16 protein-coding genes are annotated in these 19972 nt (G+C 61.6%); 6 read left to right on the top strand and 10 right to left on the bottom strand.

Annotated elements, in window-relative coordinates:
* Window positions 1-17 precede the first annotated feature (17 nt).
* From FKL89_RS09500 to FKL89_RS09470, 7 genes are all read right to left on the bottom strand, one after another.
* Window positions 18-1046 carry a TRAP transporter substrate-binding protein gene (locus FKL89_RS09500; protein WP_156862527.1) on the bottom strand — a complete coding sequence of 343 codons (1029 nt, stop codon included), beginning with the start codon at window positions 1044-1046 and terminating at the stop codon, window positions 18-20.
* Window positions 1047-1263: 217 nt separating this feature from the next.
* Window positions 1264-2616 carry a pectate lyase family protein gene (locus FKL89_RS09495; protein ID WP_156862526.1) on the bottom strand — a complete coding sequence of 451 codons (1353 nt, stop codon included), beginning with the start codon at window positions 2614-2616 and terminating at the stop codon, window positions 1264-1266.
* 8 nt (window positions 2617-2624) lie between these two features.
* Window positions 2625-3776 carry an oligogalacturonate lyase family protein gene (locus FKL89_RS09490; RefSeq protein ID WP_156862525.1) on the bottom strand — a complete coding sequence of 384 codons (1152 nt, stop codon included), beginning with the start codon at window positions 3774-3776 and terminating at the stop codon, window positions 2625-2627.
* A 126-nt stretch (window positions 3777-3902) separates the two neighbouring features.
* Window positions 3903-5201 (bottom strand): ABC transporter substrate-binding protein, encoded by a 1299-nt coding sequence (locus tag FKL89_RS09485; RefSeq protein WP_162527468.1) that lies wholly within the window; start codon window positions 5199-5201, stop codon window positions 3903-3905.
* A 28-nt stretch (window positions 5202-5229) separates the two neighbouring features.
* On the bottom strand, window positions 5230-6357 hold the full coding sequence (locus FKL89_RS09480; protein ID WP_156862523.1) for an ABC transporter ATP-binding protein: 1128 nt from the start codon (window positions 6355-6357) through the stop codon (window positions 5230-5232).
* Window positions 6358-6378: 21 nt separating this feature from the next.
* Window positions 6379-7281 carry a carbohydrate ABC transporter permease gene (locus tag FKL89_RS09475; RefSeq protein ID WP_156862522.1) on the bottom strand — a complete coding sequence of 301 codons (903 nt, stop codon included), beginning with the start codon at window positions 7279-7281 and terminating at the stop codon, window positions 6379-6381.
* Entirely contained in the window at window positions 7282-8166 is an 885-nt protein-coding gene (locus FKL89_RS09470) for a carbohydrate ABC transporter permease (protein ID WP_156862521.1), read from the bottom strand.
* Between the two features lie 260 nt (window positions 8167-8426).
* Here FKL89_RS09470 and FKL89_RS09465 point away from each other — a divergent pair, with 260 nt between their 5' ends.
* Window positions 8427-9599 (top strand): pectinesterase family protein, encoded by a 1173-nt coding sequence (locus FKL89_RS09465; RefSeq protein ID WP_156862520.1) that lies wholly within the window; start codon window positions 8427-8429, stop codon window positions 9597-9599.
* A 166-nt stretch (window positions 9600-9765) separates the two neighbouring features.
* On the opposite strand, the gene FKL89_RS09460 is transcribed toward FKL89_RS09465, so the two are convergent.
* The 3 genes from FKL89_RS09460 to FKL89_RS09450 all read right to left on the bottom strand — a co-directional run bounded on the left by FKL89_RS09460 (window position 9766) and on the right by FKL89_RS09450 (window position 14750).
* A complete protein-coding gene (locus FKL89_RS09460) occupies window positions 9766-10479 on the bottom strand; it encodes a rhamnogalacturonan acetylesterase (RefSeq protein ID WP_238363567.1) in 714 nt (237 codons plus the stop codon).
* 182 nt (window positions 10480-10661) lie between these two features.
* A complete protein-coding gene (locus tag FKL89_RS09455; protein ID WP_162527467.1) occupies window positions 10662-13643 on the bottom strand; it encodes a TonB-dependent receptor in 2982 nt (993 codons plus the stop codon).
* 372 nt (window positions 13644-14015) lie between these two features.
* On the bottom strand, window positions 14016-14750 hold the full coding sequence (locus FKL89_RS09450; protein ID WP_156862518.1) for a FadR/GntR family transcriptional regulator: 735 nt from the start codon (window positions 14748-14750) through the stop codon (window positions 14016-14018).
* A gap of 450 nt (window positions 14751-15200) precedes the next feature.
* On the opposite strand from FKL89_RS09450, the gene FKL89_RS09445 reads away from it, so the two are divergent.
* The 5 genes from FKL89_RS09445 to FKL89_RS09425 all read left to right on the top strand — a co-directional run bounded on the left by FKL89_RS09445 (window position 15201) and on the right by FKL89_RS09425 (window position 19893).
* Window positions 15201-16010: an NAD-dependent epimerase/dehydratase family protein gene (locus FKL89_RS09445; protein WP_156862517.1), complete on the top strand. Its 810-nt coding sequence runs from the start codon at window positions 15201-15203 to the stop codon at window positions 16008-16010.
* 3 nt (window positions 16011-16013) lie between these two features.
* Window positions 16014-16904: an SMP-30/gluconolactonase/LRE family protein gene (locus FKL89_RS09440; protein ID WP_156862516.1), complete on the top strand. Its 891-nt coding sequence runs from the start codon at window positions 16014-16016 to the stop codon at window positions 16902-16904.
* 63 nt (window positions 16905-16967) lie between these two features.
* A complete protein-coding gene (locus tag FKL89_RS09435; protein WP_156862515.1) occupies window positions 16968-17945 on the top strand; it encodes a TRAP transporter substrate-binding protein in 978 nt (325 codons plus the stop codon).
* Window positions 17946-18076: 131 nt separating this feature from the next.
* The gene (locus tag FKL89_RS09430; protein ID WP_395707145.1) at window positions 18077-18607 is read left to right on the top strand and encodes a TRAP transporter small permease; all 531 of its coding nucleotides are present in this window, start codon (window positions 18077-18079) and stop codon (window positions 18605-18607) included.
* Window positions 18607-19893 carry a TRAP transporter large permease gene (locus tag FKL89_RS09425; protein WP_156862514.1) on the top strand — a complete coding sequence of 429 codons (1287 nt, stop codon included), beginning with the start codon at window positions 18607-18609 and terminating at the stop codon, window positions 19891-19893. Before FKL89_RS09430 ends, FKL89_RS09425 begins: the two co-directional genes overlap by 1 nt.
* Window positions 19894-19972 lie beyond the last annotated feature (79 nt).

The raw sequence follows: 19972 nt of genomic DNA, 5'->3' as shown, positions 1-19972 counted from the left end.
GCATTTTTTTACGCCACTCAGTTCGCCAGGATCGTCAGCAGTTCGTCACGCGTCGAGGCATCGCGCCAATACTTCTGGTGCATTGGCTTCATGCGGCTCACGTAAGCGCCATACTCGATGGGGCGGTCAAACACGATGCCCGCCTTCACTGCGGTAGCGCGAGCCTCGTCCACCTGCTTGTTCCAGAGCTGACGCATGTAAACCGCCGACGCCTGCCCTGCCGCACGGATCGCAGCCTGATCGGCGGTGCTGAGCTTCTTCCAGGCGGCGGTCGACACCACCAGCGCCTCGGGTGTCACCACATGATTGGTCTGAAAGAAATACTTGGCGTGCTTGTAGTGTCCGGCCGAAATGAACGATGGCAAATTGTTTTCCGCGCAGTCGATCTTGCCATCTTCGAATGCCCCCTTCACATCCTTGTACGGCACCATCGTCGGCGTGGCGCCCAGCAAGGTAATCATTTCCTTGAAGATTTCGGTACCCTGCACGCGGATGCGCAGCCCGGCGAAGTCGCGTGGGCCCTGCACCCGCTTGCCGACGCAGTAGAACGAGCGCGCACCGCCGTCGTACCAGCCAATCACGACAAAGCCGGCGGCGGAGAGTCGCTCCTTGAATTTGTCACCCATTGCGCCATCCATATGGCGGAACATGTGCTCGGCGTCCTGGAACAAAAACGGCAGCGTGATGGCCTTCATGCTGGGCACTGCCTCGGTCAGCGGCGCCAGGCCGAATTCGCCCATGTCCAGCTCACCCGCCTTGAGCATGCTCACTGCCTTTGGCTGGTCACCGAGCACGGCGTTGGAGAAAACCTGCACGTTGACGCGGCCGCCGGTCCTTGCCCGGACGTCTTCCGCGAAACTGTTGAGTGCGACAGTGACCGGGTAGCCTTCCGGGTGAATATTCCACAGACGAAGATTCACTGCGCTGGCCGCTGCAACCGGTGGTGCAGCGCCTTGTTGGCCCGACACCGGGGCAACGGCAATGAGTGAGCAGACTGCGATTGCAGCGATGGCGCCGAGCGAACTGATACCGGGAAACAACTGCATGACGAACCTCCTGTTTGTCCGCAGCGGTTACCCGAATTTGTGTTGTTGTGGCCGGATGCTGCGGTTGTGCGGCAGCGCCTCGGGGATCGCGGCGCGACCGCACAGTCGGAACATATCATAAGATGTCCTACGTCGTATCATCAGACACATCGGATTCTGAAAGCCGTGCTCTTCTTGTGCTGACGGTGCCAGCGCGACCGGCCACCCCGCCCAAGTGTTACGGTTGACGTGCTGCCCCTGCGCCAGCGCGCACCTTTGCCGCGACATCAACTACCGCATCACGGGCGTAGCCGTACGGCACCACCCAGCCCGGCTCTGCAATGATGGACGCGCTGGCAGATTGCCGCTGCAACAGCGCCACCGCGTCCACATCCGGCCCGGCGATGGCGTCCGCCCAGCGATTGCCGGACGCCCCGATGCGTTCACCCCGCCACAATTTGAACGGCGTCAGGTTTGCCCGCTGCGGCAGCGCGAACACGTTGTCTTCCGCGATGATGCGCGACTTGAAGCCGACGCCGATCGAATAGCCGTAGGGGTAGTCGGCACCGGGACTGGCGCTGTAGAGGTTGTTGTAGAGATGCACCCGACCGTAGCGCACGCGCGGCGAGCGTTCCTTCACATCCTCAAACCAGTTGTGATGCATCGTCACCCGCAGCTTGCCTTCGTCATCGGCGCGGCTGTCGCTATTGCCGATCAGCAGACCCTTGTCGTGATTTTTGAAGTGGTTGTAGGAGACGGTGACCAGGTCGGATCCACGGATGATGTCGAGCAGGCCGTCGTGAAACTGCATCGGGCGGCCGAACAGCGAGCGATTGATGCGATCCGGCCGTGCACCGTCGCTGAAAGTGCAACGGTCAATCCATACCCGTCGCGCATTGACCAGCGTGACGTTGTCGTATTCCGCATTCCACTCGCCGTTGGCGTTGTCCTTCGGGTCCCACGCCGGAAAGTAGTCGTAGGCGTCCTCGAAGGTGATGTTGCGAATGATCACGTTATGCGCATCGCGCACCATCAGGTTGCCATGTTTGATCATTGCATCGCGGCCGACGCCGATCAGGCTGGTGTTGGAGCCCACCGGGATCACCACCACCGCCGCCTGCCGCTCGGCAGAACGCCTGCGCGCGGCTTCCTGCGGGCCGCTGGGCGCGGTCTTGCCCCAGGTCACCGGCTCGTAGGCCTTGGCGTACGCGTCCCAGCTGAATTCGGCGTCTCGATAGTCGGCTTCGGTCAGCGGCCGGTTCTGCGCATCAACGCTGAGGTCGATGTTGCCTTCGACGTAAACGACCTTCGGTGTATCACGCGAGTGCCGCGATCCACCACCGGACAACGCAGCCACCAGCTCGGCACGGTTGCGTACGCGGTAGATGTGCTCTGCTCTTGCCTCGGCACCACCGGTCACCGGCCCGTCAAGCCCCGCCCAGCCCTGATCGGTAGACATCGAGGTTAGCCTCGACGCCGATGTACTGGTGGCGGCGGGCGCCGTTGGCCTGCCGGGTGCCGTGCCGCAGCCAGCAACGATCAGCGTGGCGATCAGCAGGCACGCCGTCGCACCGCACACGTCACTGCGCATGATGCTGGTTACTGAACGGACGCCAGAAACAGCGCCGTGTTGCCATTGCAGTCCGATGAGTACAGCACCGACTTCTCGTCCGGACTGAACGAGGGGTGCGGATGCGTCAACTGGCGGTCGCCCTTGACCACCGCCCACGACGTGTCGTGGCGCGCCACCTTGCGGTCGGTCCTGGTGTTCACATCGAATACATGCAGATAGGGGTCGGGCTCCAGCGTATGGGCTTCCTTGTTCTGCACATCCATCGGTGTATCGCAGCCGTCACCTACGATCAGCGTGCCGGTATGGTTGCTCATCAGATGCGAGCACGGCGGCATGGTGATGATCAGATCATCGCGTAACGTCGCCGGGTCGAGCGAACGGATGTAGCGGTTGGGGTCGCCTTCCTTGTACGAGACATAGATCATCTTCGAGCCATCGGGCACGAAGAACTCGTGCGTGCAGCTCTCGCCCTGGTCGTGCGGCTTGCCGCAGCGAATATTGCTGCCGTCTTCATTGATGAACCACATGCGGGCATCAATCATGTCGTGCGGGCCCTCGTGGCAAAACGCGACCGTATTGTCGTCGCCGGGACGATACAGTGGATGACCCAGCCAGAGCTTTTCCTCGTGAATCACCGTACGCTCGCCACTCGCAAGATCGATGCGGATCAGACGGCAGCGCGGCTTGTTGAGGAACATCTCGCGGAACTTGGTCCAGTCCGACAACGGAAACCAGTCGTCCTTGGCGATCTCTATGCCCACGAGCTTGGTGCAGGCGCTGTTGGCGACCCAAGTGCCATAGCTGACCCAGTCGGGTGGTGAGGTGTAGACGACGTCCTCCGCCAGCGTATCGAGATGCACGCGGATCAGCGAGCGGCCGCCGCGCACCATGTAGAGCAGTTTGTCGTCCGGACTCAGGAAGCCGCCGAACGCGTTTTCGCCGTCACCCTGGGTGAGTTGCCGCGCCGTCTTTGCCGCAAAGTCGAGCATGAAGTAGTTGCGGCGCCCGTCAAACTCACCCGCGAACAGAAGCTGTGAGCCGTCGTTGCTGAAACACTTTTGATAGAAGTAGTTGCGATGGCAGACCACTTCGGGCGGCGTCAGCTGGGTGACGGTGGCACCTGTATCACGATCGGCGTAAGTGCGGAATTTCAGGTTGTGAACGGTGTGTTTTGGCATGGTCGTGACGCGGTTCGTTTATTGCGTAGGGTGGGCTCTGCCCACGCGGTGTCATGCAATCGCAGACTTCAGTTCGCGCAGTTCGCGGTTGGCGGGCAACGAATTGCCCACCCTGCATCCGTGTGACTACAGGCGGTTCAGGATGGTTGAACCCTGCTCATTCAATTGTTTTGCGGCTTCATCCGGCGTCATCTTGCCGTAGCCAACCGCCTCGAACACTTCACGCACAAACTTCTGCACACGCGGATGCTCGAACTGCGGCGCGGGCGGCGTGATCGCGTTCGACTTCTGCTGCGTCGAGATGCGCGCATACGCCTTGACCTCGATCGGCCGCAGGCGGTCTTCCTTCTGCAGGATCTGGAACGCGATGGCCGACGCTGGAATGCCTCGCGTAACGTCGAGAATGCGGATCGCCTCGGGATCGGTCAGCATGAAGCTCGCGAACTTCGCGGCGAGCTCGGGCTGCTTGCTGCGCTTCGACACTGCGTAGACGTGCACCGGGCGGCCGAACATGCCGCTGTTTTTGGCGCCCGGCAGCGTCAGGAAGTCGCCGACCTCGAGCTCCTTGCCCTTGCCTGGCAGCGTGCTGCCAAACACGCGCACCGTCGAGTCCCAGGTGTAGACACCGCCCCAGTTGCCGGCGACCCAGTCGGGCTGCTGCTCGACGGGCTTTTCGACGCCGCCGAGACTCGCGCGATACGGCAGCGGTGTCGCGACGTTTTCGTCCTGCAGGCGCTTGTAGAACGCCACCCAGTCTTTCAGGGCCGCCGCGCTCATTGCGACCTTGCCCGTCCTGGCATCGATCCACGGCGTGCCGTGCTTCTGATACGCGTAGGCGTGGCTCACCAGGATCAAGTCGTACAGATTGCCATCGAGCAGATAGCCCTTGTCGCCGACCTTGGCGCGGAATGCCTTGCCCGCGGTGAACAGGTCGTCCCAGGTCTTGGGCATAGCGACGCCGGCCTTGTCGAGGACGGCCTTGTTCCAGTAGAAGATGCGCGCCGTGAAGCCGACCGGCAGCGCATTGAGCTTGCCGTTGATGGTGGTCAATGCGAGGTCGTGCTCGCTGAACTCGCTGGTCTTGACGGCGGCGCCGGCCTTGCGCAGGTCGTAGAAGCCCTCGCCGTTCTTCGAGAAGGCGGACAGCCAGGCCCAGTTGACCTGCATCACGTCGGGCTCGTTGCGGCCCGCGATCTGCGTCGACAGCCGTTCCTGATAGCCCTGAAAGCCCGAGTACTCGGCCTTGATCTTGACGCCGGGGTTCTTGGCCTCGAACAGGCGCGCGGCCTTGAGCATGGCTTCGTGCCGCTCGCCCCCGCCCCACCACGAGAAGCGCAATTCCTGCGCGGAGGCGCTCGCCGCGAAGGTGCCGGTGAGACCGAAGCAGAAGAGCGAAGCGCTCAAGGTGCGGATGGAAAACTTCATGCGGACTCCTGTGGTCATGCGGCCGGTTTCAGTGTGAGGTATTGAGATTGGTGCCGCTCGCCGCATCGAACCAGTGCGCCTGCGCGAGCTGCAGGCCGATGCGCACACGGTCGCCGCGCTTCTGCGTCGCGAGCTCGCCCGCCTGGTTCGCCGGCACCCGGCTCGTGATCGTGGTCGCGCCAACTTTGAAGTAGGCGAACAGCTCGCTGCCCATGTATTCGATGTGGCTCAGCTCGCTGTCGAGCCAGAGCACGCCAGCCTCGTCGCTGGCGTTGACGAGCACGTTCTCGGGGCGCAGGCCCAGCTTGACAGTCGCTCCCGCGAGGGCGGGCAGGCCGCTGGCGCGCACAGCGCCCGATGCGCCGAGCAATTCTGCGGTCGCGCTGTCGCCGTTCGTGCTGAGCGTCGCGTCGAGCATGTTCATCTCGGGTGACCCGATGAAACTCGCGACGAAGGTGTTGGCCGGCGCGTTGTACAGCTTCGACGGCGTGTCGAACTGCTGGATGCGGCCTTCTTTCAGCACGCAGATGCGCTCGCCCATCGTCATCGCCTCGACCTGGTCGTGCGTCACGTAGATGACCGTGCAGGGCTGACCTGCAGCCTTCAACTGCTGGTGCAGCTCGGTGATGCGCACGCGCATCGAGGCGCGCAGCTTGGCGTCGAGGTTCGACAGCGGCTCATCGAACAGGAACACCTGCGGCTTCTTGACGATCGCGCGGCCGACCGCGACGCGCTGCGACTGCCCGCCCGAGAGCTGGCGCGGATAGCGGTCGAGCAGCGGCTCGATCTCGAGCAGCTTGGCGGCCTCATTGACGCGCGCCTCGACCTCGGGCTTCGGCAGTCCCTGCAGCTTGAGCCCGAACGCGAGGTTGTCGCGCACCTTCATGTGCGGGTAGAGCGCGTAGTTCTGGAACACCATCGCGGCGCCGCGGTCCTTGGGTGGCAGCCGGTTGACGACCTTGTCACCGATCCTGAGCTCGCCGCCGGTGATGCTCTCGAGCCCCGCGACCATGCGCAGCAGCGTGCTCTTGGCGCAGCCCGAGGGCCCCACCAGCACGACGAACTCGCCGTCGTTGATGCTGAAATCGATTTCGTGCACGGCCTTGAAGCCGTTCGGGTAAACCTTGGCGATCTGGTTGAGTGTGACGCTTGCCATGTGCTCGTTCCGTAAACTTTGCTAGCCCTTGAGGCCGGTGCTTGCGACGCCGTCGACGAAGTGCTTCTGCGCGGCGAAGAACACCGCCACCGAGGGCACCAGCGCGAGTACCGAGATGGCGATGACGCTGTTCCATTCGACCTCTTCCGTCGCGCCTATGCTCAGCTTGAGCGCCAGCGAGACCGGATACTTCTCGACGCTCGACAGGTAGATCAGCGGGCCGATGAAGTCGTTCATGGTCCAGATGAACTGGAACACGATGACCGAGATGATCGCGGGCTTCAGCAGCGGCACGATGATGTACCAGAGCATCTGCAGCGAGTTGCAACCGTCCATCTGCGCGGCCTCTTCCATGTCGCGCGGAATGCCGCGCAGGAACTGCACCAGCATGAACACGAAGAAAGTATCGGTCGCGAAGGCTGAGGGCAGGATCAGCGGCGCGTAGGAGTCGATCATGTCGAACTGCTGGAACATGATGTACTGCGGAATGCGCAGCACGATCTGCGGCAGCATCATGGTCGCGACCATGATCGCGAACAGCACCTTCTTGCCGAAGAAATCGAAGCGCGCGAAGGCGTAGGCAACCAGCACGCAGGAGATCACCGTCACGATGATGCGCGGAATCACGATCAGGAACGAGTTGGCGAAATAGCGCGTGAAGGTGTATTCGGTGCTGGTCTTCCAGCCCTTGACGTACGGCGTGATGTCGAAGCTCGACGGCCAGAAGCCGACCTCGGTGAAGATCTCGGCGTTGCTCTTGAACGAGGCACCTATCAGCCAGATCAACGGGTACAGCATCAGCAGTCCCACCGCGATCAGCAGCGTGTAGCGCACGATCATGTTGATGCGCTCGCGACGCAGCTGGTAGCCGTCGACCACGATGTCGCTGGTGTCGTTCACAACCGGATTGGAGGCGCCGCTCATTTATTTGCCCTCTTTCTCACCGGCGTAGTACACCCAGTACTTCGACGAGTAAAACGCGACGGCGCTCAGCACCGCGACCAGTGCGAACAGCACCCACGACAGCGCCGTGCCGTAGCCCAGATTGAACAGCTTGAAGCTCTGCTCGTAGATGTAGAGCGACAGCAGATAGGTCGAATGCAGCGGCCCGCCCTCGGTGACCATGTACGGCCCGTTGAATTCCTGAAACGCGTGCACCGTCTGCATGATCAGATTGAAGAAGATCACCGGCGTGATCAGCGGCACCGTGATGCGGAAGAACACGGTCCCCTTGCCGGCACCGTCCATCGCGGCGGCCTCGTACAGCGACTGCGGCACGTTCTGCAGCGCGGCGAGGAAGATCACCATTGACGAGCCGAACTGCCAGACGTTGAGCAGCACAATGGTCCACAGCGAATACTGCTCGTCAGCGAGCCACAGGATCGGATCGAAGCCCAGCGCGATCAACGCCTGGTTGATCAGTCCGTTGCGCGAGAAGATGAAGCGCCACAGGATGCTCACGGCGATCGAGCCGCCCAGGATCGACGGCAGATAGAACGCCGAGCGGAAGAAGTTGATGCCGCGCAGCTTGAAGTTGAGGATCTGCGCGACGAACAGCGCCGCCGCGAGGCGCAGCGGCACGGTCAGCGCGACGAACATCAGCGTGACGCCCAGCGACTTCGGGAACAGCTTGTCGGTCGTGAACATCTCGCGGTAGTTCTCGACGCCGATGTACTTGGGTGGCTCGATCAGGTCGTACTGCGTGAACGACAGCGCGAAGGACATCACGAACGGGAAGAGCTTGAACAGCGCGACGCCGATGACGAACGGCAGCACGTACATGAAGCCCAGCTTGCGGTTCTCATACATGAGTGAACCCCTGTTCGCGCGTGCGTCGGGGTTGCGCCCGCCCGGCCGCTTGCGCCTCCAGGCTCGTCAATGTACCGGGGCCGCTGGCCGGTCGCCTTTGTTGCACGCGTGTTCCTTCCTTTTCCAGTCTCTGAGGCCGCATCCTCGTCTTCTGCTGCTTTTTTGACGCGACGCGAGGCAGTGTATCATGCTCATAGGATGTCTGACATCTAATTTCTCACCTTGCTTGTACACACCTACCTCCTGTCCCACATCCGACCATGCAATCCAGACGCCGTCATCTGCTTGAAACACTTGCCACTCTCCCCTTGGTCGCGATCGGCGGCTGCGCAACGATGAATGGCGCCGCCACCCACCGTGAGTTCGGCTCGCCAGACGCGGTAGTCGATGCAACTTACCGAGGCACGGCGGGCGAACGACACGCTGGGCTGCCACACTTTCGCACGCTGGAACAGGCGCTCGATGCCGCGCCCACAGATTGGTACGCGCCATGGCGCATCACTTTGCGGCCGGGCCTGTACCGCGAGAAGCTGGAAATCACCAAGCCCAATATTCACCTGACTGGTGAAAGTCGCACTGGTTGCGTGATCAGCTTTGATGCCTACTCCGGGCAAACGCGTCCGTCCGGCGTCGGCACCTGGACCACGTTTGGCTGCGCCACCCTGATTGTTCGTGCGCCGGGCTTTGCAGCGACTAACCTGACCATCGAAAACGGCTATGACTACCTCGCCAACGACGCCAAGCATCCGGGCGACCCCACCTACACCAACGACCCGCAGGCCGTCGCGTTGATGCTGGCGAAAGGATCTGACCGTGCGCAGTTGCGCAACGTGTCAATCACTGGCTATCAGGACACGCTCTTCGTTGACGCCGGGCGTAGCTACTTCCGCGACTGCCTGGTCAGCGGCAATGTGGACTTCATCTTCGGCGCCGGGCAGGCAGTGTTCGACGCCTGCGACATCGTGAGCCGCCCGCGCCGCAAGCCCAACGTGGCGCCGCATGGCTATGTCACAGCGCCGAGCACGCAACTGCGCGACCGCTACGGCCTCGTCTTCCTGCGTTGCAAGCTGCTGCGCGAGAGCGCCCTGGTGCCCGCCAACTCGCACGCGTTAGGCCGACCATGGCATCCAGCGGCCACCTTCCCCGATGGCCGTTACGCCGACCCGAACGCGGTGGGCAGCAGCGTGTTCATCGAGTGCTTCATGGATGACCACATCGCACAGGATGGCTGGTGGTCAATGACTGGCCTGCAAAAGAGCGGTCCAACCCGTACCGTATTTCATCCGGAAGATTCTCGTTTCTTTGAATACCGCAGCCACGGCCCCGGCGTGGCACGGGCCGGCAACAGCAAGCGTCGGCAGTTAAGCGACAGCGAGGCGATGCGCTACACGGTAGCTGAAGTGTTGGGCGACTGGCCGGTCGGATCGCGTTAAGGCTTGGATCGACGGCCGATATGCATCAGCTTTTTGGCCTCAACTCCATTGAATTGTGGGCTGCAGACCTATTTTCTGGAAAGCCGACTATCTGCCAAAAATTACCTTAAGCCCAATTGCAATAAGGCTCACAGCGCAAAACTGATAACCAGGAAAGCGGAAGCGATCAGCGCAAATACCTCGCCATCGCCGGGACCACCGCAGCAATTTCGCTCGCCATCATGTCAGCAAACAGGCTGGCCCCCTTGGGCCCCAGGTGGGTGTAGTCGAAACGGCTTTTCACGCCCTCCGGCAATGGCATTTTCGGCTGCGGCTCTTCGGCCAGCGTATCGGCCTCCGCAGTACCCATCGCAGCGACTGCGGCGTAACTCTTCGCATTAAGGTCAATCACCGGTACCGACCTTTCGCGTGCGACGCGTATCACCGCCTCAGCCCAGGGTCGCAAGTCATTCTGCAAGACACTGTCCTTGAAGCTGCGACGTGTCAGCGGCGTCACCAGCACCGTTTCGCCACCTGCAGCCCGTACCTCGTCGACATAGCGCGCCATGTTGACCGGAAATTCAGTCACCAGATCGGTGGAGCGCTCGGCTTTGCCGGGCTGATCGTTATGGCCGAACTGGATGAGTACCCAGGTCTTGCGCGCATTGCCAGACGCCGCACTCGCCTGGTTGTCGGCAAGAATCTTCAGCATGTTGTCCCACAATCCTTCGACGCGAAAGCTCTTCGAGCTGCGTCCGCCGCGCGCCAGATTGATGCACTCGGTGCTCGCAACAAAGCGCTTGCACAGCGCATCGCCGTAGCCCGTGCGTGTCGCCATCGTCGAGTCACCGACCAGTATCACGCGAATGCCCTTGTCGGCGATCGTGCGCGATGTGTCCATTGTCTGCGAATACCCCGGAGAATGTTGCGCCATTCCGCACACGACGATTGCGGTGGCCGCGAACCTGATGAATGTGCGATGGAGTTTCATGCCTGTAATCCCCAAAAAAACGCCGCGACGGGTGGATGCCCGGCGCGGCCAGATGGATGCTGCGCGGGCAGCATCCACTCGTTGCCTGGTGACTAGAACTTGTAGCGGAAGCCCGCCAGCACTTCGCGGCCGGTCACGGTGTAGGCCACCGAGCTGTTGCGCGCACGGCTGATGAACTGGTCGTTGGCCTGATTGGTCAGGTTCACGCCTTCCAGTGTCAGCTCGAGTTTCGGGCTCCATTTGTACGAGATCGACGCATCAACGTTGAGCGACTTGTTGGTGCCCTCAACGTCATTGTTGTTCTGGCCCGGAACACGGGTCAGGTAACCGCTGCGATACGAGCCGGAAACGCGCGCGCTGAAGCGGCCGTCGTCGTAGTAAAGGGTAGCGTTATACGACTTCGGCGACAGGTTCAGCAGGTCGTCGGTGATCGTGGCGCTGCCCGTGGGCGACACCAGATAGGCGATGCGTGAACGTACCTGGGTGTAGTTCGCCAGCACGCCGAGATGCTTCAAGCGTCCCGGCAGGAAGCTCAGCGGCTGCTGGTAGTTCAGTTCGAAACCGGTCAGCTTGCCACCGTCAGTGTTCACCGGCGTGGTGACCTGGAACACTTCTTCACCGGTGAAGTTGGCCGGCAACAGCGAACGCGGCAAGCCGGTCTGGCTGTACGGCACGTTGACGCGCAGGCTCTGGATGTAGGTGCTGATGTTCTTCTGGAACAGCCCCAGGCTCACGATCGAGTTCTTGTTGAAGTACCACTCGAAGCTCGCATCAAAGGTCTTGGCGCGATACGGTTTCAACAACGGGTTGCCGGTCGAGATCGACAACGTGCCCGTGGTACTGATCGAGCCGCCGGGGCTGACGCTGCCGAGCGGCGGACGCGACATGACTTTCGCCGCAGCCAGGCGCACGACAAAGTCCCGGGTGACGTCCATCGCAATGTTGGCGGACGGCAGGAAATCGCTGTACTTGTTGTCCACCGTCACCTGGGTGCCGCCGCTGGCGGCCTGATAGCCGGTCGCTGACATCTTGGTTTCAACGTAACGTGCGCCCGCGTTGCCGCGCACCGGGCGGCCGAACAGCGTGTGCGAGAAGTCAGCCATGAACCAGCCGCCGGTATCCGTCTCGCTGACGCTCTGATTGTTGCCGCGGGCATTGCCGTTGGTGATCGACGACAGCGTGAAGTCGCCGGGACCACCAGCCGGACCGCTGATGATGCAGTTGCAGTAGATGTTGTACGCCTGCGTGATTGCGCTCAGATTCGGAATCACCCACGAAGTCGGCGTACCGCCTGGCAGGTTGAGGCCGCGACCGAAGCCGTTGAGCGTCGTCGTCAGACTGGCCACGCTGGAGCCTGCCGGTGGCGCGAAGATGGTGTCGTTCTGGTTGACACGACGGAACTCGTAGGTGTCGAACAGATACTTCTTGTAGTCTGGGCCGAACTTGATGGTCAGCTTGTCCGGCACCGCCTCCCACGCCACATTCAACTGGGCAACGTCGTTGCGGTTGGTGGTGCCTTGCGGGCGAATGCGGATCTCGCTGGACGTCGTGTTGGCGATCGTCGTGGGCTGCGTGCCCGAAGCGGCAACCGGCACGCCGACCAGCGTCAGCGCCCCGCCCACCTGGGTGACGTCGAACGGATACTTGATCAGCGGCAGGCGATCGTTGCCACGGAAGTCAATCGAATAGCCGTTAACGTTCAACGCATCAAGCGTCGTGGTGGTCTGGATCGGGTTGCGGAAGCGGGACTCGGCGCGGCCCACCTTGGCCGTCACCTTGATCGACTCACCGATGTCTTGCTCCAGCGTGAAGGTGGGCTGCGTGAACTCGGTGGACAGCTTGTCGTAGCGCGATTCGGAGCGGATATCGACACCGTTGTAGACGCCATACAGCAGCGCGCCGTTGGCGGCATAGGCCGTCGAGACCACACTGGTCTGCGGCTTGCCGCCTTGTGACAATGTGCGGCTGAAGGAGATCGCCTCGAGATAGTCTTCCTGCCGCGTTGCATCGAGCTTGGAATACATCATGTCGAGCGTCATCAGCGTGCCTTCACGCGGCCGGAACTGCAGCGCGCCGGTCAGGCCGATGCGGTCCTGATCGTGCGTGAGGCGGCCGTAGCGTGGCAGGCGCGGGTGAAAGTTGTTGACGTCGCTGGCAGCGGTATAGGCAGCGTTGGTATCGGCATTGCCGGTGAGCCGTGCAACACCCTGCGCCGCCGGGCCGCAGGTGGTCGCAGTTGAGGTGCTCGGATTGGCCGTCGTGCCGGTCGGGGCACACCAGCCGCCTGAGGACGCTCCGTTGTCCCAGCGTACCGAGCTGAAGCCTTCCTCAAACAAGCGGCGCTTTGAATAGGCACCGGAGATCAGGGCGCCTACCTTGCCATCGACCCACGTATTCGACAGCAGGAAAGCGGCACGCGGGTCGGTGGTGCCGGACAGGTCGTTGTAACGCTCCTTGGCGGAGAAAACGGCGGTCAGTCCCTTGTAGTCGAACGGACGGCCAGACTGCAGATCCACCGTGGCGCCCAGTGAGCCCTCGTCAACGTCTGCCGAGGAGCTCTTGCGGACAGTGATTGAGTTGAACAGCTCGGAGGCGAACACGTTGAAGTCGAAGCCACGCGAGCGGTTGTTGCCGCCGGAACTGTCGGTGCCGCCGGTCGTTGCCAGCGCCTCCAGCCCGTTGATGCGAACGCGGGTGAACTGCGAACCGAGGCCGCGCACAGTGATGTTGCGGCCTTCGCCGGCGTCACGCGCGATCACCACCCCGGGCACGCGTTGTAGCGACTCGGCGAGATTGGTGTCCGGGAACTTGGCGATGTCTTCGGCCTTCACTACGTCAACGATGCCGTTGTCCTCGCGCTTCTTGTTGATCGCGCTTTCGAGCGAGGCCCGGAAGCCGGTCACCACCACCTGCTCGACGACATTGCTGCTCTTCGGTTGCTCCGCTGCAGGTGCCGCTGCCGGTGCTGCGGGCGCGGCCGGGGTAGCAGGCGGCTGTTGCGCCGATGCCTGTCCCCAGGCTGCCAGCAGCGCGATGGCTACCGGCGACAAAAGAAATGGTTTGCCGTGCTTCACTGATCTCTCCTCCTTGTTGCTGATCCCCCACCGCCAGCGACTTGTACGATCACTGTCGGTGTCTGTCCAATGCCCTGACTCAGCCTTCACTGCGGCGCGCTTGAGACGCGCCACAGCAAAAAAAAACCGCTGCGTCCACTCATCTTGCGGAAACTATAGCATAGACATCATACATCTGACATCTGTTGAGAAATCAGTCAGTGATGGGGCACAAGCCCGTGCCAAAAAAATGACAAACACGGTGCCCTACCGCGATAGCGAAAAAAAGTTGCGGGCACGAGGGCACGCGGACCAAGGCAATCCGCCGTTCAGCCGACCTGGTTCCAGAGGGGACTTATACGACCGCCAGGGCAGCGGCCCGATCCTGTACGGTCAGGACTCTTCGGTCACGCGGCGCAGGCGTTCGCGGCTGTTGGTCAGGTGGACACGCATCGCTGCCCGCGCCGAGTCTGAATCCTGGCGCTCAATGGCGTCAAAGATCATCTTGTGCTCACGGTTGACGCGCTCGAGGTAGGCGCTCTTCTCTTCCTTGGCCAGTTGCGGCGAGTTCACGCGGGCTCGCGGGATTACCGTGGTACCCAGGTGGCGCATGAGATCGAAAAAGTGCGGGTTCTGTGTTGCCTCGGCGATGGCCAGATGGAAGCGGAAGTCAGCCTCGATGGTGTCCTTGCCCTCGGCCGCACAGGCGGCAAACTCATTCACCGCCGCCTGCATTTCACCCAGTTGACGCAGATTGCGACGTGACGCCGCCAGACCCGCCGATTCGGTCTCCAGACTCACCCGCAGCTCAAGCACGTTAACCAGGTCCACGACCGTTTCCACATCAACAGGGTCAATGCGGAAACCCGGCTCCTCCGGCAACGCCTCACTGACAAAGCTGCCAATACCGTGCTGGGTAACCACCAGACGCGCCTGCTGCAAGCGGGAAATGGCTTCCCGTACCACCGTCCGGCTGACACCATGCTCCGCCATGATCTCCGCCTCCGTCGGCATCCGCATGCCGGGCGCGTAGGTGCCATCCTTGATGCGGGATTGCAGCGTCTCAACCAGGTCAACGGCTAGGCTGCGGCTCTTGCGCGGCGTACGTGGTGCGGTCGGTTTGTTCATCGGCGGATTGTGCACTCTTCTGTTTGTTCGACATCATACTTCGCCCGCACAGCCTGGTGAAACGACTTGCAGCAGGGCGACAGGATGCTGGACGCATTGTATTGGCAGTGCAAACGCCAGTGCACGGACGGTTTTGCAAACATCTGGCGACATGCCAGACGGCGGCGCGCGCTGGATTTGGCGACGGTCCCTCACCGCCGCGAGACCCTACCCCGGCGCTTGCGCTCACGTCACCGCAGCTTTTCCGATCGCGTTTCGGCGATGGCCGTCAGCAGTATTTGACTCGCTTTGCGGAAACGACTACATTGCATGTTAGCGCTACCATTCAAGCCGCGACGGCGGGTACCGGCACCGATCGGCCCTCCGCTGGACACCAGATTACTGATTGGTACGCACTAGCCTGTTGTATGATGTCTTATAAATTCCGCTCTCTTTCCTGCCACATCTGAAATGTCACAAAAAATCAACAGGTTGCTACTGACTGGGGCCGCAGGCGGTTTGGGCAAGGCGCTTCGCCCGCGCCTGAATCAGTTCGCGCAAATCGTCCGCGTCTCCGACGTCGCCGACCTCGGCGCCACCGCCGCACACGAGGAAGCTGTCCGCTGCGATCTCGGCAACTACGACGCCATGCTGGCGCTACTCGATGGAGTCGATGCGGTGGTGCATCTCGGTGGCATGTCGATCGACGGCCCGTTCGAACCGATCCTGAACGCCAATATCCGCGGGGCCTACAACCTCTATGAAGGTGTACGCCAGAAAGGCGTGAAGCGCGTGGTGTTCGCCAGCTCCAACCACGTCGTCGGCTTTCATAAGCAGACCGACCGTCTTGATGCCACCGCGCCGATGCGGCCAGACGGCAACTACGGCGTCAGCAAGGCGTTTGGTGAACTGCTGTCGCGCTTTTATTACGACCGCTATGGCGTCGAGACCGTGTGCATGCGTATCGGCTCGTCGTTCCCGAAGGCGCTGGACCATCGCATGCTGAGCACCTGGCTCAGCTATGACGATCTGACCGAACTCATTCGCTGCGCAATCTTCACTCCCAACGTCGGCCATACGGTTGTTTACGCGGCATCCGACAACAAACCGTCGTGGTGGGACAACCGGCTGGCGACGCATCTCGGCTGGACGCCGAAAGACTCGTCGGACCCGTTCCGCGCCGAAGTGGAAGCCAACGTGCCGCGTCTGCCTGCCGACGACCCTGCTGCGATGTATCAGGGCGGGCAGTTCGTCAAGTTTGGCCCCTACCCGCCGGCCTGATTCATGGCTGTTGCTGAGCTGATTTTTGACGGCAAGCATGGCGTCGGCGAAAGCCCGGTGTGGCGTGCCGACGAGGCATCGCTGTATTGGGTGGACATTCCAGCCAAGGCGATCCTGTGCTGGAACAGCCGTAGCGGCGCGGTACGCGCCTGGTCGTTGCCGGAAATGGCTGGCTGCATCGCCCACATTGATGGACGGCGCTGGCTGGCAGCGATGGAAAGTGGCGTTTTCATGGCAACGCTCGCTGACGATGGTAGCGTTAACACCGAACTGCTCGCTGCGGCTCGCCATGCCGAGCCTGGCATGCGTTTCAACGACGGTCGTTGCGATCGTCAGGGCCGCTTTCTTGCGGGCACCATGTTCCTCGACATGGCGGCGGCGAAAACAGTCGGCGTCGTCAGCAGCTTCGACGCAAACGGCAATCAGCGTGCCCTCGTTGATCAGCTGATCGTGCCCAACGGCATGGCGTTCAGCCCCGACGGCCGCACCATGTACCTCTCCGATTCACATCCCACGGTAACCACCGTCTGGGCATACGACTACGACGTTGCAACCGGCACCCCGGCCAACCGCCGGGTTTTCATCGCCGGCGGCACGATGGCCGGCCGCCCCGATGGCGCCGCAGTGGACGCTGACGGCTGCTACTGGATTTGCGGCAACGATGCCGGCTTCGTTCATCGCTACACCCCCGACGGCAAACTCGACCGCTCGTTCGCTGTCCCGGTGAAAAAGCCGGCGATGTGCGCGTTTGGTGGGGAAAACCTTGATACCCTGTTCGTCACCTCGATCCGCCCCGGCGGCGTTGATCTTTCCGATCAACCGCTGGCAGGCGGTGTGTTCGCCCTGCGGCCAGGTGTGCAAGGGCTGCCTGAGCCAAAGGTTCGGCTGACCTGACCCACCCGCTCGCCTATCCAACCCTGTGTCTGTGTTCCAGTGTTATCAAACAAGGAGGTTCCTGTGAAATTCCAGCTAAAAGCTCTCGCTGCTGCGACCCTGTGTGGCGCGCTGTCGTTTGCCGTGCAAGCGCAAAACATCGTGATCAAGTCCCATGACACGCATCCGGCCGGTTATCCGACGGTTGCCGCCATCGACAACATGGGCAAGAAGCTTGAGGCCGCCACCAACGGTCGCATCAAGATCCAGATGTTCCCGGGTGCGGTACTTGGTCAGGAGAAAGAAGCCGTTGAGCAGGTGCAACTGGGTGCAATCCAGATGGCGCGCATTTCGCTCGGCGTGATCGGCCCAATCGTTCCCGAAGTGAACGTGTTCAACATGCCGTTCGTGTTCCGCGACGAAGCGCATATGCGCAAGGTGATCGATGGTCCGGTAGGCGACGAGCTGCTGGCCAAAGTCACCAGCAGCCCGGCCAAACTGGTCGCACTCGGCTGGATGGATGGCGGTTCGCGCAGCCTCTACACCAAGAAGAAGGTCACCAGCCCGGCTGACCTGAAGGGCGTAAAGGTGCGCATGATGGGCAACCCGCTGTTCGTCGACACCATGAACGCCATGGGCGGCAATGGCATTTCGATGGCCTACGGAGAAGTCTTCAGCGCATTGCAAACCGGCGTGATCGATGGCGCCGAGAACAACGCTCCGAGCTACTTCACGTCCAATCACTACACAACGGGCACCAAGTACTACGCCCAGACCAACCACCTGATCATCCCGGAAATCTTTGTGATGTCCAAGGTGACCTGGGACAAGCTCTCGGATGCCGACAAAGCTCTGGTCAAGAAGCTCTCGCGCGAAGCGCAGATGGAGCAGCGCGCGCTGTGGGACAAGAGCGTCGCCGAATACACCGGCAAGCTCAAGGCCTCTGGCATCGAGTTCGTCAGTGTCGACCAGAAACCCTTCTATGACGCCACCGCTCCGGTGCGCGCCAAGTACGGCGCCCAGCTCGCCGATCTGATGAAGCGCGTCGCCGACGTCAAGTAAGGCAGACGCTGCGTGGTACGGCGGTTGCCATCACCGGCAGCCGCTGGCCACGACCGCATCGTGACAGTAGACGGCGAAGCTTGCGCAGCGCCGCAGCTGCCACGTCACAAAAGGTGAAACGGGAGGCACCGGTGAGGGAACCAATCTTGGGCGCGATGGACGCGCTCTACAACATCTGCATCTGGCTCGCCGGTGCAGCCATTTTTTTCATGTCGCTGATCATTCCGTGGGGCATTTTTGCCCGCTACGTACTGGGCAGCGGCTCGCAGTGGCCGGAGCCAATTTCGATCCTGCTGATGGTGGTGTTCACCTTCATCGGCGCGGCCGCAAGCTATCGTGCTGGCTCGCACATCGCCGTGGCGATGGTCACTGACCGCCTGCCGGCAGGCCTGCAACGCTTCGCCGCACTGGTGGTGCATGTCGTGATGCTGTCGCTGGCGGTTTTCATGGTGGTGTACGGCGCCAAGCTCTGCATGGAAACCTGGGGGCAAAGCATCGCTGAGCTACCTTGGATGCCAGTTGGCTTCAGCTACCTGCCAGTCCCGGTTGGTGGCCTGTTCACCCTGCTATTCGTTCTCGAACACATGACCTACGGCCCGCAAAACAATCGCGCCATCGTGCGCTTCGATCACGATATCGACCACGGCGAAGGAGCGAACTGATGGACGCGCTGGTGCTGCTCGGCAGCTTTGCCGTGCTCATGATCCTTGGCGTGCCGGTTGCCTATGCGCTGGGCGCAGCGGCCATCATTGGCGCCTGGTGGATCGACATTCCGATCGACGCGGTGATGATCCAGATCGCCGCTGGCGTCAACAAATTCTCGCTGCTGGCCATCCCGTTCTTCGTGCTGGCCGGCGCCATCATGGCCGAGGGCGGCATGTCGCGACGGCTGGTGAACTTCGCCAGCGTGCTGGTCGGCTTCATCCGCGGCGGTTTGTCGCTGGTGAATATCCTCGCCTCAACCTTCTTCGGCGCGATCTCCGGCTCGTCGGTGGCAGACACCGCTTCGATCGGCTCGGTATTGATCCCCGAGATGGAGAAGAAGGGCTACCCGCGTGACTTCTCGACGGCGGTCACCGTCAGCGGCTCAGTGCAAGCCATCCTGATTCCGCCCAGTCATAACGCCGTAATCTATTCGCTGGCGGCTGGCGGCACGGTGTCAATCTCGGCGCTATTCATCGCCGGCGTGCTGCCGGGCCTGCTGCTTGGGCTTACGCTGGTGGTGCTGTGTCTCTACACCGCCCACAAGCGCAATTTCCCGAAGGGCGAAGTCATCCCGTTCAAACAGGCCATCAAGATTTGCATCGATGCGCTGTGGGGGCTGATGACGATGGTCATCATCCTCGGCGGCATCCTCTCCGGCATTTTCACCGCCACCGAATCGGCGGCAATTGCCGTGCTGTGGGCATTCTTTGTCACCATGTTCATCTATCGCGACTACAAGTGGCGCGACCTGCCAAAACTCGTACATCGCACGGTGAAAACCGTCACCATCGTGATGATCCTGATCGGCTTTGCTGCCGCCTTTGGTTACATCATGACGCTGATGCAACTACCGCAGCAGATCACCACGATGTTCTCGACGCTGTCGACGGATCGCTACGTGCTGCTGATGTGCATGAACATCATGATGCTGATTCTCGGCACCATGATGGACATGGCGCCGCTGATCCTGATCCTGACGCCGATCCTGATGCCAGTTGTGAAGTCCATTGGCGTCGATCCGGTGCACTTCGGCATGATCATGATGGTAAATCTGTCGATCGGCCTGCTGACGCCACCAGTGGGCGGCCTGCTGTTCGTTGGCAGCGCCGTCGGCAAAATTTCGATCGAAGCACTGGTGAAGGCGCTATTGCCATTCTTTGGTGCACTACTGCTGGTGCTGGCGCTGGTCACTTACGTGCCGGCACTGTCACTGTGGCTACCGCAATTGCTCTTGAGCAAATAGCGCCACACCAGACCATGCAGCGCGGCTAGTGCGCGGGAGCAACACCCGCCACTGGCCGTGTTCATTTCATGGCACCGCT

The sequence above is a fragment of the Casimicrobium huifangae genome (assembly GCF_009746125.1).
In the GTDB taxonomy this organism is placed as follows: domain Bacteria; phylum Pseudomonadota; class Gammaproteobacteria; order Burkholderiales; family Casimicrobiaceae; genus Casimicrobium; species Casimicrobium huifangae.
Note: the sequence above shows the minus strand (reverse complement) of the source record. Positions and strands in the feature narration are given on the sequence as shown.

Coding starts and splice junctions, on each gene's coding strand:
- FKL89_RS09450 (WP_156862518.1), bottom strand. CDS start 14,750: ATGAACAAACCGACCGCACCACGTACGCCGCGCAAGAGCCGCAGCCTA.
- FKL89_RS09465 (WP_156862520.1), top strand. CDS start 8,427: ATGCAATCCAGACGCCGTCATCTGCTTGAAACACTTGCCACTCTCCCC.
- FKL89_RS09495 (WP_156862526.1), bottom strand. CDS start 2,616: ATGCGCAGTGACGTGTGCGGTGCGACGGCGTGCCTGCTGATCGCCACG.
- FKL89_RS09480 (WP_156862523.1), bottom strand. CDS start 6,357: ATGGCAAGCGTCACACTCAACCAGATCGCCAAGGTTTACCCGAACGGC.
- FKL89_RS09500 (WP_156862527.1), bottom strand. CDS start 1,046: ATGCAGTTGTTTCCCGGTATCAGTTCGCTCGGCGCCATCGCTGCAATC.
- FKL89_RS09470 (WP_156862521.1), bottom strand. CDS start 8,166: ATGTATGAGAACCGCAAGCTGGGCTTCATGTACGTGCTGCCGTTCGTC.
- FKL89_RS09440 (WP_156862516.1), top strand. CDS start 16,014: ATGGCTGTTGCTGAGCTGATTTTTGACGGCAAGCATGGCGTCGGCGAA.
- FKL89_RS09460 (WP_238363567.1), bottom strand. CDS start 10,479: ATGGACACATCGCGCACGATCGCCGACAAGGGCATTCGCGTGATACTG.
- FKL89_RS09490 (WP_156862525.1), bottom strand. CDS start 3,776: ATGCCAAAACACACCGTTCACAACCTGAAATTCCGCACTTACGCCGAT.
- FKL89_RS09425 (WP_156862514.1), top strand. CDS start 18,607: ATGGACGCGCTGGTGCTGCTCGGCAGCTTTGCCGTGCTCATGATCCTT.
- FKL89_RS09475 (WP_156862522.1), bottom strand. CDS start 7,281: ATGAGCGGCGCCTCCAATCCGGTTGTGAACGACACCAGCGACATCGTG.
- FKL89_RS09485 (WP_162527468.1), bottom strand. CDS start 5,201: ATGAAGTTTTCCATCCGCACCTTGAGCGCTTCGCTCTTCTGCTTCGGT.
- FKL89_RS09445 (WP_156862517.1), top strand. CDS start 15,201: ATGTCACAAAAAATCAACAGGTTGCTACTGACTGGGGCCGCAGGCGGT.